Origin of the sequence: Streptomyces coeruleoprunus (genome assembly GCF_039542925.1) — a bacterium.
In the GTDB taxonomy this organism is placed as follows: domain Bacteria; phylum Actinomycetota; class Actinomycetes; order Streptomycetales; family Streptomycetaceae; genus Streptomyces; species Streptomyces coeruleoprunus.
The window spans coordinates 3,362,115-3,377,148 of sequence record NZ_BAABIT010000001.1; the positions used below are offsets into that span (position 1 = coordinate 3,362,115).

Below are 15,034 nucleotides of genomic sequence, written 5' to 3' on the forward strand. Positions count from 1 at the left end.
CTATTGTCGCCGGGCCTCCGCGCGGAACCCGGCCGCGTTCTGGTTGGCGTAGCCAGCGAGGACGGACGCGAGTCTCTTCAGCTCCTCCCGGCCGCCGTCGCTCTGCTTGAGCCCCGCTCGCCGAAGGCGATGCCAGATGTGTGCCTCCAACTCGGTGACGTGAGCCTCGGCCCCGCCGTACGACGCCATGCTCACCTGCTCGACGACCACCTGCCACACCTCGGAGACCATGTGCCGCAGGGAGTCCGCATCCGGGGTATCGAAGGCCGGGCTGTTCTCCAGCTTCTCCGCGAGCAGCACGTACAGCCGCTGCTCCATCCGCGTGAGCCCGGCGGCCTCCGGGGCGGTCTCCTCAGCCCGGCGGGCACGGTCGACCAGAGGGCCGATCTTCTCCTTGATCTTCTCCCACCGCCCATCGGCTTCCTCCAGGACCCGCTCCAACTCCTCGGACAGCTTCCGGTACACGGGCCGGTCATCCAGAGCGCGCCGCTCCTGAAGGTGGTAGCGGAGTGCCTGGACCTGTTCCGCCGCCGCCTCGCGTGCGGGGAGCCGGTCCACGATCTCATCGAAGTCCGGGGCGAGGATCGACACGGGCGCGATGGCCTGCTCGATGGCGTGGACTTCCAGGTGCTCGGCGATCAGGGCACGCACCTTCCGCCCGTAGCCGCGCATCGCGAAGCCGCCGCCCGGCTCGTCGCGGTAGTGCCGCCGTACCCGCATCTGGAGCAGGCTCCAGGCCCGCACGTCGGCCAGGTGGTTGAGCGCTGCTTCATGGGGAAGCACGCGGTCCACGGCGCCGAGGAATTCGCCGAGCAGCCTGTCAAAGTCGGCTCGCTTTCCGGGGTCGCCGAGGGTGAGCACAGCTTCTGCGAGACCGCCGCGTCTCGCAAGGCCGGAGCCGTTGATGCCCATGCCCCTGAGAAGCTTCCGGACCTCTTCGGCTGCCTCCCGCATGGCTGGGATCTCGTCGTCCATGCTGCGCATCGACTCCAGAGCCGGCGGGTCGTTCTGGTAGGCGGCGAGCGCGGCCCCCAGGTGGTTCAGGACGCCGTAGTAGTCGACCACGAGCCCTTCGCTCTTCCCCGGTGCCGGTCGGTTGACGCGCGCGATGGCCTGGAGCAGTTCGGCGTCGCGGATCGGCCGGTCCAGGTAGAGCACCTGCTCGATGGGGGCGTCGAAGCCGGTGAGCAGCATCGACTTCACGATGAGGAACGCGATGGGTGGTTCCTCGGCTCCCGTTCCGTGGTCCCAGACCAAGTCGCTCCACGGGTTCATGTCACCGATGCCGCCGGCCGGCACGGGATTGTTCTCGTGCGGAGGGTCGACAATCCAGGGATTGTCCGGCGGCAGATCCGGGAACGGCGCCAAGAACCTCTCGACGTGCTCACGCTGCCGTGTCTCGCCGGTCCACTCCCGCCAAAGCCCCGCCTTGCGTTCCTTCCCCTCCGAGATGACGGGGACGAAGTCGATGCGCCTAAGCACTTCCTGGTACTGCCAGGCGCGCAGGAGCAGCATCTCCTCCTGCGTATACGTGTCGGGGTTCCGTCCCCGCAGGGCCTCGCGCCGACCGGATCGCTCGAACTGCTCGATACGCGCCAGTAGTTCGGTACGGGCATCGCGGAAGGCGTGCCGGTAGAGCACTGCGGCCTCTCGGCTGACGACGGCGACCTGGGCCTTGAAGTGTCCGCTGAGCGGGCCCGTCACGTAGTGCGCGAGCATGTTGGCCGCCTTGCTCCGGATCATCGACGGGGACTCAGCGACGTCCCGGCCGGAAGGCGCACCGTAGGTGTCCCGTACGTGCTGCTTCTGCGCCTCGTCCAGTGGCTCGATGAGGTCCTCGAAGCAGACGTCCAGCTTCTCCTTCTCCCGAACCTCGGCGGTCGTGGCCCGCCCCTCGTACCGCACGGGGACGACCACCTTGTCCCGCTCGGCCTCGTCCATGCGGTACGTGTCGAGGTACTCGGGTCGGCCGCCGGGCGTGCGGCTTGGTTCGAGGCCGAAGATGCGCCCGGTGTCGGTGAGCCGGCCCTGCATCAGCGGGGTGCCCGTGAAGCCGACCCGGGCGGCGTTCGGCAGCGCCTTGCGCAAGCATGCGTGGAGCACGGAGGTGTGCGAACGGTGGGCCTCGTCGACCAGCACCAGCACCCTGACGGAGTCACTGCACTCCGGAAACACGCGCTCGGCGGCCTTCAGCGTCTCCTCGTCCGGAGACGGGTCAGCGACCTCCGCCGGGTCCTCGCCGCCCTCCTCGACCCGCTTCCGCGCCCGCTCGAAGTCCTCGGCGAGCGCCTGGTCCTCACCGTCCGCCGTGTCCGGCCCCTCGGAGCCGGACGGCAGACCCGGCAGCTCACCGAGGAACTTCTGGATCGTCGCGAAGATCACCCGGCGTCCGCCGTCCCGCCCGGCCCGGCGCAGCATCCCCTCCAGGTCGGCCTGCGAGGCCGCCACCTGCACATCGGAACCACTCAGCTCGACGGACTTCTTGAGTTGCCGTTGCAGATCCCTCCGGTCGGTCACCGCGACTAGAGTGATCTTGTTGAGTGCGGGGTCGGGGCTCATGTGCAGCCGGCGTGCCAGGAACTTCATCGTGAAGCTCTTTCCCGCACCCTGCGTATGCCAGATCACCCCGCCGCGCTCGTCACGCTCGGCGCCCGGGTCCAATCGGGTGCGTCCGGTCCGGAGCTTGCGGACGATCTTCTCGGTGGCGCGGTACTGCTGGTGGTGACAGACGACCTTGGCTGTCTTGGGGGCGGCCGCCTTGGCTTTTCGCGCGCCGCTCTTCTGGGCCTTCTGGCTCTTCAGCGGCATCTCGAAGACGTAGTGCCGGATGATGTTGAGCAGGTTCCCCGGCTTCAGCACCATCGCGGTCAACTGATGCTGAAGGCTGGGCTGTTCTTTGGCACCGATGAGCCCCCAGGCGCGCAGCTCCCGCTGGAGATCATCAGAGTCGTCGTAGTCCGGCTCGACGCTGCGCCACAGAGCGTAGTGCTGCTCCTCGGACGAGATCGTGCCGAGCGTGGCATCCCGGCCGTCGGCGGCGACCAGAAGCTGTACGGGGGCGAAGAACTCGGGGATGCCGGGCGGTGCACCACCGCCCCGCCGCTCGTCGTCCTCCAGGGGCCGCCCCGTGTAGGCGCGCAGGTCACGGATCGCCTCGGCGAGAGGCATCCCCAGGTCGGGCGACTTGCATTCGACCACGACGAGCGGAATGCCGTTGACGAACAGCACCAGATCGAGCACCGCGTCCTTGCCGTCGGCGTTGCGGACGCGCAGCTGGTCGACGACGAGGAAGTCGTTGCGCGCGAGAGCCCCTTCCCGACTGCCCTCCAGGGCGTCGACGGACCAGTCGACGAAGTGCACCTTCACGTCCCGCTCGTCGGGTCCCTTGTCCAGGGCCCCGTGCAGAAGCAGGGTCAAAACGCCCTCGTTGGCCGACTCCAGCGGCGCCGAGTAGACACTGCGCGCGGCACGCCGCAGCCCGTCGATAGCCCGCTTGGCGTCGTCGTCCGACATCCACCCGGACGCTTGGCAGGGCAGCCGGTTGATACGACGCAGAGCGGCTATGAGCCGCCCGTGGAGGATCAGGTCCTGGTAGTCCCGCTGCTCGGCACCCTGGAGGTCCCGGCCACGGATGTGCTTCCACCCCATCGCCTTGAGGTGCGCGAGCAGCGGCCCCTCCGCCTCGTCCCGCTCCGCCGCCCCTCTGCCGCCCCCGCCAACCATGCGCCCGCGCCCCCCTCGTCGTACCCGGCGTCATCGTGATGCTGTACGTCGGTCCATTGTGCGCCACGGGGTGGCGTGGGGAGGCCAGTAGGGGGCGCCGGACGGACGTGTCCAGGTCGAAGTGGAAGGGCGCGGGAATGCGGATGTGCTCGCCGAAGTCGATGTCTTCCCGGCGGCTGAGCGAGGCGCTGGTGGCCCGTCCAGCGTGGGGCATGCGGTCAGGCCACCTGGCCGGCGTTCCTGCTCACGGGATCCGACTGTTGCTTTCCGTCGCGACGCAGATCCCCCACGAACCCGCGACCAGTCTCCGCGGCGCGGGCGTAGCCCGGTTGGTACGTGATCTACTTGCCGCAAGGCAGCAGCGTGGTACTCCAGTTCCGTCAGGTCCAGCATCACCGGAGCGACCGCGTCTCGGTACTCGTCCCACCAGTAGCCGCCACTGCGCTACCAGGCCACGGCGGCAAGCGCGTCAACGTACTCCTGGTCAGAGCACGCGTAGTTGGAGGCCCAGACGCGGACGCGGTCGGTGCGGTCAGCACCGCAGCCTCGTTGATGCTGAGCCCGACCTGCTCACGCATCCGGCGCAGCTCCATGCCCAGCCGCCGCTGCCGTTAGGTCGGCGGCTTCCTGACTGCCATCTCCTATCTCTCTCGCCGCATCACATCGTCCCGGGAGAGCTCCACAACTCAGTTTGCCCGCCGTTCCAGCTATGCGCCCGCACTCGCCTGGAGCTTGCCGCCAAGCAAGTCATCCAGTACCCCACGCTTCAACTGGCGCAGCTTGAGGAGTTCCGCAGTCTCAGCAGTCATGCGGCCATCAATGGCATCCAGCCGGGACAGAAAGCCCTGCTGCTCGGAAAGATCCAGCTTCGGAAAGGGACAACCCAGGACGTCAGGGCCGTTGATGCTCGCTTGCGATACGGCCGGCTTCGTCCGGCTCGCGAAGTAGGACTTCACGGTCCGTGTGGACATCCACGCTTCCACAAAGCGTGGGTCAACCTCGCCCAGGAGCAGCCTGCAACGCATGATGTTCGATTCAAAGAGCGTGGGCTCATGCAGGCGGCCCACGACCGTGGACTTCCCGACCAGCTCCGGGGTGTTCACCCGATTGACGAGCAGGTCGCCAACAGAGAGCCCATAGCGTTCCTCCTCCGCCCGGGAGGCAGATACACACAACAAACCACGCGTCAAATCCGAAGGACCCCCGGAGAAGCTGCTGATGCGGACGATCGGAACCCCTGTGTCCCCGTAGGACTCCGCGGGCTTGTACAGACCGTTCTGGGGACCAGAGGAGATCACGTCGCGCAGCTGCATCCGATCAAAGCTCGCCAACTCGTTGAGGAACGCGTTCCTCACAGGACGCAGCTTCTCAAGCGACGCCTCGACAGCCCTGTCGGACTCCTCGACGGCAGCCAACACCTCAATGATGCGCCTCTGGTGCTGAAGCGGAAGAAGCGGGAACAAAAGCCGCGCGAACCTGCCGCCACCCAAATGCGAAATGCTTGTCTTTTCGGCAACGCTGGCGAATATCCCTGAGCGACGCCATGCCACAAACACAGCCTGCGCATACTCAGGCAGGATCGCAGGCCCGGGCCGGAACCGAATCAGTGTGTTCTGAAAGCAGTAGACGCCAGGCTCACCGTCGAAGATGGCGCTACGCCCCACCATCATGAGGTTCTCCTGCCCTTCATTAAGCAGGATGTCACCCTTCCGAAGCCCGTACACCTCCTTCTCAGCCGCCGAGAAACCCATGTAATTGACGTCGTGGTAGCTGATGAAACCGTCGAACACGTTTGCCACACGCAGATACGGCATCTGCCCACTCGCCGACCGGCTCGCCGGCGACAGTTGCTTCCCCATCCGGACTTCGCCGACCTCACCGACCGGCACCCACCGGATCTCGTCCTCAGCCCACATAGCCGAGCTCCTTCAGGAACCCGTCCAGCCGCGCCGCCGCCACCGTGCGCCGCGCCTCAATGTCCCGGAGGGACACCAGGTACTTCGCCTCCCACGACCGGTACGTGTCGATCAGCTCGCGGCGGCGGCGCAGCAGGTGGCCCTCCAGCTTGGACGCCAAGTCATCGTGGAGGATGCCGAGCACCACCTCGCCGCTGCGGCCTTCCTCGAAAACCGCGTCGCGGGAACGGTGGAGGCGGGAGGTCCGGGGCTTCCCGGAGTCCGCGGCGTCGGCGGCCTCGGCGGGGAGCAGAACGTTCAGGGTCGCCTGGGCCGCAGCATCCGCCGCCGACTTCACCGCCCTTCTTCTCGGCTTCGCCGCTCCCAGGGGCCAGAAATCGTCCTCCAATTCCTTCACCTTGGTGCCAGCCGCCGTCCGGTCCTTCTTCAGCTGCTTCAGCTCCGCCTCGCTGAGCAGGGCCTCCGCCAGCGCGGGGTCGAGGGCCTCGCCCTCGCCGGACTCGGCGGCCAGCCGCGCGGCCTCCGCCTCCTCCGCGGCCTTCAGCTTCGCGTCCAGTTCCGCTTTGCGGCGGTCCGCCTCGGCGAGGTCTTCAAGGAACATGGGGGCGATCTTGGCGACCACCTTGTGGTCGTACGCCTGACGGCGCTCCGCCCCGGTGCGCTTGCGGGCGCCGCCCGTCCATGGATTGGGCTCGGGCTCCAGCATGGTCTCGACCGTTTCGACCCAACCCTCGACGACGCCCTGGAAGCCGTTCGCCAGCAGGGCCTTGAAGTCGTTCCTGGCGTCCTGCCACCAGCCCGCGACCGCGCCCGCCAGCGCGTGCTCGTCCAAGAGGCCCACGCCCAGCAGACGGGTGCGGAAGGAGTCGATCAGGTCGGCACGCAGCCGGGCCAGTTGGGCCCGCTTCTCGAACTCCGTACGGTCATCGCCCTCGTACGGAGCGAGCGCCTCGATCTGCTCCGTCTCGGACGCCCACCACTTCTCAAACGTGGCTCGCAGCTCGTCCTCCCGCCACCGGGCCAGCTCCGTCAGCCGGCTCGTGTCCGGGCGCGCGCCCTCCGGCAGGAAATCGACGTACGTCGGATCGCCGTCCCGCGCCGCGAACAGGTCGGCCAGGCCAACCCCGTACGCGTCCAGCAGCGGCTTCTTCGCCTCGATCTCCGCTCGCGGCACACCGCCCACCAGGTGCGCCCGCACATCCTGCGACTCCGGTGGGGGGGTGTTGTCCACGTACCGGCGGATGTTCAGGTTGAAGTCGTTCACCGCGAGCTCGCTCACTGGCACCACGCGAGAGAAGCGGTCCACCTCCGCGTATGTGTGAAAGGTGGAGACGATCTTCTCAACATGCTCAGCCAGCAGGACGTTCTGCGCGCGCTCCGCGTGGAACTCCCGGTCCGCGTTGATGAACAGCACCTTGCCGCGCCTCTCCGGCTTCTTCTGCCCGGGTGCGCGCAGCACCAGTACGCAGGCCGGGATACCCGTCCCGTAGAAGAGGTTCGGCGCCAGGCCGATGACGGCCTCCAGCAGGTCGGCCTCGATCAGTGCGGCCCGGATGTCCCGCTCGGTCCCGCCCCGGAACAGCACACCGTGGGGCATGACCGTGAAGACCGAGCCGCCCCTGTCCCTGGCCATGTGCAGCATGTGCTGCAAAAACATCAGGTCGGCCTTGCCCTTTTCGGAGGTCGCGCCGTGCGGCATGCGCTCCTTCCGGTCCTCGATCTGGTCTTCCTTGTAATCCATCGAGAAGGGTGGGTTGCTCAGCACGATGTCGTACGACTCGTTCAGGTGCTGAGGGTTCACGAGCGTGTCGCCGGTCTTCAGATTGAAGTACCTGGCCCCGTGGAACAGCATGTTCATCGTCGCCATGACCCAAGAACCGCTGTTCGCGTCCTGGCCGGCCAGGTTCAGGTTGTCCGAGTCGCCGCCGTGCTCTTCGATGTACTCCTTGGCGTGGATGAGCATGCCGCCGGAGCCCACGCAGGGGTCGTAGATGTAGTGCCCGGCGCGCGGCTGTGCCAGTTCCACCATCATCCGGACCACAGCCCGCGGGGTGTAGAATTCTCCACCCTTGGCTCCCGCGGAGTCCGCGAAGTCCTTCAGCAGGTACTCGTACGCCGCGCCGATCACGTCCGGGAACTCGAAGTCCTCGCCGCGCAGCCGCAGACTTCCGAAGTGCTCGATCAACGCCGTGAGCCGCTTGTCGGCGAGCTTGGCGGCGGCCGAACCGCTGCCGCCGCCTCCGCCGATCCGGTTGAAGTTGACGTGGTTGAACAGCCCCCGCAGCTGCTGGTTCTCGGCCTCCAGTGCGCTGAGCGCGGGTTGCAGGTACTTGGTCGCCACATCGTCGACCGCACCCGACAACTTCGCCCAGCGGGCGTCCTCAGGGACGAACATGACCTTACGGACCCGGTAGTTCAGCGGCTCCTCGGACTCCTCCTCCGCCTCGTCACGGGGGGTGCCGGCGGCCAGCTCCTCCGCGATGATCGCTTCCTTCGCGGCGAGGAAGTCGTCGTTCACGCGCTTGAGGAAGAGAAGGACCAGGATGAAGTCGCGGTATTCGGCGGCATCCATGGTGCCGCGCAGAATGTCGGCCGCCGCGAAGAGGTGCCGTTCGAGTTGGGCGAGCGTGAGCTTTGCCACGAGTTTCTTCCTGATCCTGTTCCTGGGGCCGAGTCGTCCGGTGGTTGTGCGGCTTGGCGGTCTAATACCCGCTCAGCAGCAGGCCGCTCTCGATGAACTCATGAACGTCGGTGTACGGGTCCCAATTGTTCCGGTCCGTGTTGGGACTGTGCCGTGCGTTGATCTTCTCCGCGTGCTTCCTGGCCTCGGCGTAGCGGTTTCGGTCGTCCGTGCGCAGAAGCTGCCCCGGCTTGATGTGCTTCGCCTGCTGCTCGGATACAGCGCGGACGTTCGCCCCATACGTTTGGGCGAACCCCTGCTGTTGCCGAAGGCGGCTGTTGGCATCGCCGCACACGCCACCGAAGGTGCTGGTGTAGTTCTGATAGTGCAGGAGCCGCCACAGTTCGAAGCAGGGGTGCGAGTAGGCGATCTTCACGCCTTCCTTGGCCAGCCTGAAAGCGTCGGAGATACCCTGGTGATCGTCACGGTCGAAGAGAACCCAGACCTGCGGCCAGTTCCAGTCCCGCTCCTTCAGCCCTGCATCCTTCGCCTCGCGCTCGACCTTGTGCAGGACACGGACAGCCTCCTGCACCATCGCGAGCGGCTTGCGGTACTTGCTCGCGGCGTTCGCGTTCTGGAAGTGTCGCTCAACACGCTGATCCGGCTTGGCCGGGGTTCCTTCCTTCAGGATGAGGTCGATGTACTCGGGCTCGGTGACCTCGCCCTCGGTGAAGATGTACACCTGACGTGCACGGAAGTTCCGGCCTTTCGCGCCTCCCTTCTTGCGGGTGACGCTGTCCCCTCCTTTGGCCCTCGCCATCAGACCTCTTCCGCCTCCATCCGCGCTGTTTCATCCGTACGCAGCAGCCGCCGTCCGACCTGCCCCTCGGACACCTTGGGTACCGCGCCGAATGAGCCCGCCAGGTATGAGGCCATGAGGTCCTCCTCCTCACCCGGCTCCCAGTCCGCGATCGGGGCGAGCTCGGTGGCACCACGCTGATCCTTCTCCGTGAGCCACAGCTGGCCCGGCTCCAGCAGCCGTCCGCCGCCAGGAGTGCGCAGCAGCGACGGATCGTGGGCCGTAAAGATCAACTGAGCCCCCTTGGTGTTCACCCACGGCGCCTGGAAGAGCCGTACGACCTCCGCCGCGAACCGGGAGTGCAGGCTGGAGTCCAGCTCATCCACGAGCAGGACCGCGCCCGTGTCGAGGGCAAGCAGCAGAGGTCCGATCAGCGCGAACCAGGAACGGGTTCCGAAGGACTCCGCCTCCCAGTCCAGCACGGTCTGCTCACCGTTGCCGGTGTGAATCAGCCGTACCAGCGGTCGGCCTTGCGCATCGTGCTCCACTTCCGCCCCGGCGATCCCGAGGTCGGCGACGCGCAGCAGCTCCTCCACCCGCCTGCGTGACTCCTCGCTCTCCATGAGTCGCCGGACCGTATACGCCTCACGCTGGGGGCGTTCCGTCTCCGGCGTGACGTCCCACAGGTTCTGCCGGAACCAGTCGTAGATCGGGGTGAGCTGCGGATGTCCGTCGTTGGCCGCACGTGTCAGCAGCAGCGCGTCGGACCGAGTCGTACGGGCGAGCAGGGTGCGGTCCTGGAGGCGCTCCCCGGGGAAGTCGAACGGCTTCTCGCGGGAGGCGTCCCGATCGACCCAGACCTGGCGGCGCCCCTTCGGGTAGGCGAAGAGCCACTCCGACTCCACCCGCCTGTCGCTCAGCTCGAAGCCGTAGGTCCAGCGGACCCCGTCCGCCATGACGAAGTCGGCCTCGTAGAAAGAGGTTTCGGCCGCAGCCTTCGCATCGAGCGCGAATTCGTCCCTTGGGATGCCGTCGCGCGACGTCCAGTCCGCGTAGGAGCGGAGGACGGCCTTGCGCATGTTCTTCAGGGCGGTGATGACGTTGGACTTCCCGGAGGCGTTGGCGCCGAAGATGCCCAGCACCGGGTATACGGGGAGCTGCTTGCCGTCGGAGAGCGAGAGCCGACGGGCAGTCGCCCCCTCCTCGTCCTCGGGTACGACGAACGACAGTTCCTGCTCGTCGCGCAGGGACCGTACGTTGGCCACCCGGAATCTCAGCAGCATCCCGTCTCCTTAATCGCGCACAGCCTAGCCAGGGGCTCGTGCGCATATCTGCCCCTCTGCGGTGGCCGGACCGATCCGGCACCGGCCACCGCCCTGGGCCTACAGGAAGGAGTTGATCTCGATCGTCTCGGTCCGGCCGGGGCCGACACCGATCGCGGAGATCGGGGCGCCCGACATCTCCTCCAGCGCCTTGACGTAGCCCTGCGCGTTCTTCGGCAGGTCGGAGAACGTCTTGGCCTTGGAGATGTCCTCGGACCAGCCCGGCAGGTACTCGTAGATCGGCTTCGCGTGGTGGAAGTCGGTCTGCGAGTACGGCAGCTCCTCGACGCGCTTGCCGTCGATCTCGTACGCGACACAGACGGGGATCTGCTCCCAGCCGGTGAGGACGTCGAGCTTGGTGAGGAAGAAGTCCGTCAGGCCGTTCACGCGCGTGGCGTAGCGGGCGATGACGGCGTCGAACCAGCCGCAGCGACGGTCACGGCCGGTGGTGACACCACGCTCGCCGCCGATACGGCGCAGCGCCTCGCCGTCCTCGTCGAACAGCTCCGTCGGGAACGGGCCGGCGCCGACGCGGGTGGTGTACGCCTTGAGGATGCCGATGACCCGGCTGATCTTCGTCGGGCCGACGCCGGCGCCCGTGCAGGCACCGCCGGAGGTCGGGTTCGACGAGGTCACGAAGGGGTACGTGCCGTGGTCGACGTCGAGGAGGGTGCCCTGGCCGCCCTCGAAGAGGACGACCTTGCCCTCGTCGATGGCGTTGTTCAGGATCAGCGTGGTGTCCGCGACGTACGGCTTGATCTGCTCCGCGTACTGGAGCATCTCCTCCACGATCTTGCCCGACTCGATCGCGCGCCGGTTGTAGAGCTTGGCGAGCAGCTGGTTCTTGACCTCCAGCGCCGCCTCGACCTTCTGGGTGAGGATCGACTCGTCGTACAGGTCCTGGACGCGGATGCCGACGCGGTTGATCTTGTCGGCGTACGTCGGGCCGATGCCGCGGCCGGTCGTACCGATCTTGCGCTTGCCGAGGAACCGTTCCGTCACCTTGTCGAGGGTGACGTTGTACGGCGTGATCAGGTGCGCGTTTCCGCTGATCAGCAGTTTCGAGGTGTCGACGCCACGCTCGTTGAGTCCGCTCAGCTCGGAGAGCAGGACCGCAGGGTCGACGACGACACCGTTTCCGATCACCGGGGTGCACCCCGGTGAGAGGATCCCGGAAGGGAGAAGATGCAGCGCGTACTTCTGGTCACCCACGACCACCGTGTGGCCGGCGTTGTTGCCGCCCTGGTAGCGCACCACATAATCGACGGATCCACCGAGCAGGTCGGTGGCCTTTCCCTTGCCCTCGTCACCCCACTGAGCACCGAGCAGCACAAGTGCGGGCACAGGCGTACACCCCTTCCGGGCGGGGCATGTCCAAGGTCAGGGGCGGTGAAGATGCCGTACGACGGTGTACGGCGCAGCCTGAGCCGTTGAACCGGTGCCCCGGAATAGACGAAGCCCCTGGCGCAATAGCGCAAGGGGCTCTTGCACAAAGATGCTACCCGAGGAAGGACCGAGGTGTCGGCTCCCGACCAGCTCCTGGTGGTCATCGACCCGGTCGCGCGCCGTGGCGACGGCGAATCCGTACGAATCGCGAAGGACGTGTTGTGCGGTGGTGCCGCCGCGAAGGTGTGCCTGCCGGACGGCCCCGAGGAGTTCGTCAGGGCCCTGGCGCGCCGGGGGTCCCGGCGCCCCGTGGTGATCGGTGACGACGAGGCGCTGCTGCGTGCCGTGCACACCCTGCACGAGGGCGGTGACCTGGGCGAAAGCTCCCTGTCGCTGGTGCCGGTCGGGCCGGCGGAAACGGTACGGCTGGCCGTGTCGCTGGGCACGCCGACGGGTGCGGTGACGGCCGCGCGGGCGGTGCTGGACGGGGTGGAGCGGCGGCTGGACCTGCTCGTCGACGACCGGGGCGGGGTCGTCGTGGGCGGGCTGCGCATCCCGGACGGGCCGGATTCCTCTCCGGCGCCGCACCTGGAGCCGCTGCCGTCCGTCTGGGGGACGTGCCGGGACCTGGTGCGCACCCTGGTGCGGCCGGCGCCCGCGCCCCGCGTCCCCGCGATGCGGGCCCACCGGCTGCGGGTCGAGGCGGACGGGCGGCTGCTGAGCGACGTGGACGACCCGGTGGAGGGCGTGACGGTCGCCTCGCGTGACGACGGGGTGGCCGAGGTGGTGGTCCGGCCCCGGGCGGCCGAGCCGGTGCGGGCCGCGGCGAGCGCGGTGACCGTGTCGGGCGCGGGGTTCACATACCGGGCGGACACCCTGCTCACGGGCCCGGTGCGCACCCGCACCTGGACGGTCCGCCCGTCGGCGTGGTCCTTGGTCGTCCCGGCCCCGGCCTTGTCGCCGGACCGGGGGTAGGTCGTGTCCGGCCGGACTTTTCCCGAATCGGGGGCTCCGCCCCCCGCCCCCCGCTCCTCAAACGCCGGAGGGGCTGAAATCAGCCCGTCCGGCGCTTGAGGACGAGCGCCGTTCAGGCGCGATACGGGGGGTCTGGGGGCGGAGCCCCCGGTTTCGGGAAGGGGCGGGGTGGGGGAAAGATCCGCCAGGCACCGCCTACGCGCTCTCCTCGGCCTCGGTCAGGCCCGCGGGTTCCCCCTTGTCGGGGAACATCAACCAGGCACCGCCCGTGACCAGGCCTATGAACGAGAAGCCGAGGACGATGCGCCACAGCCGCGTGGTGCCCTGCCACTGCTGGGGAGCGCCGAAGGTCATCCACAGGGCCACGGAGATACCGAGGAGGAGGACCGCGACTCCGGCGGCGCGTCGCAATGCGTGACTCATCCCTCCATGATCCCCTATCTGCTGCGCGTACAGACAGGGGATTCGTCCCCATGGCAGAAGGGCGGCACGACCATGAAGCCGATCTCGCGAGTACTCCTGGGCGCGGTGACCGCCGCCACCCTGCTGTGCGGGGGAACGGCCGGTACGGCTCTGGCCTCCGACTGGGACGGCATCGCCGGCGGCACCGTCGACGACGGCCGGGACCAGTACGGCAACGTCTACCAGCGGCCGGTCCACTACGAGATCAACCGGTGCGGCAACCACTTCACGTCGAACGGCACCGGCACGGCCTCGGCCCCCGGCGGTCACGTCAACATCTGCGACTAGCCCGCGGCCTTGTGCTCCCGCCACCGCTCCATGATCTGGAGCATCTCCTTGTGCAGGAACTCGAAGAACTCGGCGGTCTCCGCGACCCGGGCGCCCGCCGCCGTGTCGGTGCCGAGGACGTGGGCGCCGTCCCGCAGGACGTTCTCCCAGCGCGTGAGCACCTGGTCCCGCCGGGTGAACACCTCGTACCACATCTCGTGGTGCAGGACGTAGCGCTCGCGCCGTGAGCCCGGGTCGCGCTCGCGGCCGATCATGTTCACCTGGCTCAGGTAGCGCACCGCGCCCGAGACGGCGGCCGGGCTGACCTTCAACTGCTCGGCCAGCTCGGCGGCGGTCATCGAGCCCCGCTCGGAGACCAGCAGGGCGGCGAAGACGCGGGAGGCCATCCGCTGCATGCCCGCCTGGGTCAGCTCCCCGGCGAAGCGCTCCACGAAGCGGCCCACCGCCTCCCCGCCCGGGTCCTGCCCGTCCCGGCCGGCTTCGCTCGTGACCTGGTCGTTCGACTCCATGCGCCCATCGTCTCCCGTCGTCCTCCGTACCCCGGCGATTTTATACGCTTCCTTAACTTCACAACTTTGTGAAGTGCGCGTACGTTCAGAAGCATGACGAACGCCATCACCGTCGCCGGACTCCACAAGTCCTTCGGGCGGACGCACGCGCTGGCCGGTCTCGACCTGACCGTGGCGGCCGGCGAGGTCCACGGTTTCCTCGGCCCCAACGGCTCGGGCAAGTCCACGACCATCCGGGTCCTGCTCGGCCTGCTGCGCGCCGACTCCGGCACCGCCCGGCTGCTCGGCCGGGACCCCTGGCGGGACGCCGTCGAGCTGCACCGCCGCGTCGCCTACGTCCCCGGCGACGTCACGCTGTGGCGCAACCTCTCCGGCGGAGAGGTCATCGACCTGTACGGCAGGCTCCGCGGCGGCCTCGACAAGAACCGCCGCGCCGCCCTGGTCGAGCGGTTCGAACTCGACCCGACCAAGAAGGGCCGCACGTACTCCAAGGGCAACCGGCAGAAGGTCGCCCTGGTCGCCGCCCTCGCCTCCGACGTCGACGTCCTGATCCTCGACGAGCCGACCAGCGGCCTGGACCCCGTCATGGAGGGCGTCTTCCAGGCGTGCGTCCGCGAGGAACGCGACCGGGGCCGTACGGTCCTGCTCTCCTCGCACATCCTCAGCGAGGTGGAGAGCCTCTGCGACCGCGTCAGCATCATCCGCACGGGCCGGACCGTCGAGACCGGCTCCCTCGCCGAGCTGCGCCACCTGACCCGTACCAGCGTCGAGGCCGAGCTGGCCGGACCGCCCAACGGACTCGCCCTGCTGCCCGGCGTCCACGACCTCCGGATCGACGGCCACCGGGTCAGGCTCCAGGTCGACACCGACCGGCTGGACGCCGTCCTGCGCTCGCTCACCACGTCCGGGGTGCGGTCGCTGATCAGCGCGCCGCCCACCCTGGAGGAGCTGTTCCTGCGCCACTACGCGGACGAGGCGGTGGCCCGGTGACGACGCCGACCTCTGCTGCCCCGCGCACGGGCGGCGGCTCGCGC

The 15,034-nt window shown here is 68.1% G+C and carries 11 protein-coding genes; 3 read left to right on the top strand and 8 right to left on the bottom strand.

Annotation, left to right across the window (positions count from 1 at the left end; genetic code table 11):
* From ABEB09_RS14760 to ABEB09_RS14785, 6 genes are all read right to left on the bottom strand, one after another.
* Nucleotides 1–3,723 (bottom strand): type I restriction endonuclease subunit R, encoded by a 3,723-nt coding sequence (locus tag ABEB09_RS14760; RefSeq protein WP_345690363.1) that lies wholly within the window; start codon nt 3,721–3,723, stop codon nt 1–3.
* Between the two features lie 707 nt (nt 3,724–4,430).
* Complete coding sequence (locus ABEB09_RS14765; RefSeq protein ID WP_345690364.1) at nt 4,431–5,639, bottom strand: restriction endonuclease subunit S; 1,209 nt, start codon at nt 5,637–5,639, stop codon at nt 4,431–4,433.
* On the bottom strand, nt 5,629–8,280 hold the full coding sequence (locus ABEB09_RS14770) for a type I restriction-modification system subunit M (RefSeq protein WP_345690365.1): 2,652 nt from the start codon (nt 8,278–8,280) through the stop codon (nt 5,629–5,631). Before ABEB09_RS14770 ends, ABEB09_RS14765 begins: the two co-directional genes overlap by 11 nt.
* A 61-nt stretch (nt 8,281–8,341) precedes the next feature.
* Nucleotides 8,342–9,079, bottom strand: a complete 738-nt coding sequence (locus ABEB09_RS14775) for an RloB family protein (protein WP_345690366.1) — start codon at nt 9,077–9,079, stop codon at nt 8,342–8,344.
* The gene (locus ABEB09_RS14780; protein ID WP_345690367.1) at nt 9,079–10,341 is read right to left on the bottom strand and encodes an AAA family ATPase; all 1,263 of its coding nucleotides are present in this window, start codon (nt 10,339–10,341) and stop codon (nt 9,079–9,081) included. The genes ABEB09_RS14775 and ABEB09_RS14780 overlap by 1 nt, the downstream gene beginning before the upstream one ends.
* Nucleotides 10,342–10,440: 99 nt before the next feature.
* Entirely contained in the window at nt 10,441–11,724 is a 1,284-nt protein-coding gene (locus ABEB09_RS14785; protein ID WP_345690368.1) for an adenylosuccinate synthase, read from the bottom strand.
* Nucleotides 11,725–11,898: 174 nt separating this feature from the next.
* Between ABEB09_RS14785 and ABEB09_RS14790 the strand changes: the two genes are divergently transcribed.
* Nucleotides 11,899–12,741 (top strand): diacylglycerol kinase, encoded by an 843-nt coding sequence (locus ABEB09_RS14790; RefSeq protein WP_345690369.1) that lies wholly within the window; start codon nt 11,899–11,901, stop codon nt 12,739–12,741.
* Nucleotides 12,742–12,936: 195 nt separating this feature from the next.
* Here the strand turns inward: ABEB09_RS14790 and ABEB09_RS14795 are convergent, their stop codons facing one another.
* Nucleotides 12,937–13,164, bottom strand: coding sequence for a hypothetical protein (locus tag ABEB09_RS14795; protein ID WP_345690370.1), 228 nt, complete (start codon nt 13,162–13,164; stop codon nt 12,937–12,939).
* Between the two features lie 72 nt (nt 13,165–13,236).
* On the opposite strand from ABEB09_RS14795, the gene ABEB09_RS14800 reads away from it, so the two are divergent.
* Nucleotides 13,237–13,491, top strand: a complete 255-nt coding sequence (locus ABEB09_RS14800; protein WP_345690371.1) for a hypothetical protein — start codon at nt 13,237–13,239, stop codon at nt 13,489–13,491.
* Here the strand turns inward: ABEB09_RS14800 and ABEB09_RS14805 are convergent.
* Nucleotides 13,488–14,000 carry a GbsR/MarR family transcriptional regulator gene (locus tag ABEB09_RS14805; protein WP_345690372.1) on the bottom strand — a complete coding sequence of 171 codons (513 nt, stop codon included), beginning with the start codon at nt 13,998–14,000 and terminating at the stop codon, nt 13,488–13,490. The two genes, ABEB09_RS14800 and ABEB09_RS14805, sit on opposite strands and share 4 nt — an antisense overlap.
* Nucleotides 14,001–14,093: 93 nt before the next feature.
* Here ABEB09_RS14805 and ABEB09_RS14810 point away from each other — a divergent pair, with 93 nt between their 5' ends.
* A complete protein-coding gene (locus ABEB09_RS14810) occupies nt 14,094–14,990 on the top strand; it encodes an ABC transporter ATP-binding protein (RefSeq protein ID WP_345690373.1) in 897 nt (298 codons plus the stop codon).
* Nucleotides 14,991–15,034 lie beyond the last annotated feature (44 nt).

Excerpts from the sequence above, each read along its gene's own strand:
- ABEB09_RS14760 (WP_345690363.1), bottom strand. The coding sequence starts at position 3,723 with ATGGTTGGCGGGGGCGGCAGAGGGGCGGCGGAGCGGGACGAGGCGGAG.
- ABEB09_RS14765 (WP_345690364.1), bottom strand. The coding sequence starts at position 5,639 with ATGTGGGCTGAGGACGAGATCCGGTGGGTGCCGGTCGGTGAGGTCGGC.
- ABEB09_RS14775 (WP_345690366.1), bottom strand. The coding sequence starts at position 9,079 with ATGGCGAGGGCCAAAGGAGGGGACAGCGTCACCCGCAAGAAGGGAGGC.
- ABEB09_RS14780 (WP_345690367.1), bottom strand. The coding sequence starts at position 10,341 with ATGCTGCTGAGATTCCGGGTGGCCAACGTACGGTCCCTGCGCGACGAG.
- ABEB09_RS14795 (WP_345690370.1), bottom strand. The coding sequence starts at position 13,164 with ATGAGTCACGCATTGCGACGCGCCGCCGGAGTCGCGGTCCTCCTCCTC.
- ABEB09_RS14800 (WP_345690371.1), top strand. The coding sequence starts at position 13,237 with ATGAAGCCGATCTCGCGAGTACTCCTGGGCGCGGTGACCGCCGCCACC.
- ABEB09_RS14805 (WP_345690372.1), bottom strand. The coding sequence starts at position 14,000 with ATGGAGTCGAACGACCAGGTCACGAGCGAAGCCGGCCGGGACGGGCAG.
- ABEB09_RS14810 (WP_345690373.1), top strand. The coding sequence starts at position 14,094 with ATGACGAACGCCATCACCGTCGCCGGACTCCACAAGTCCTTCGGGCGG.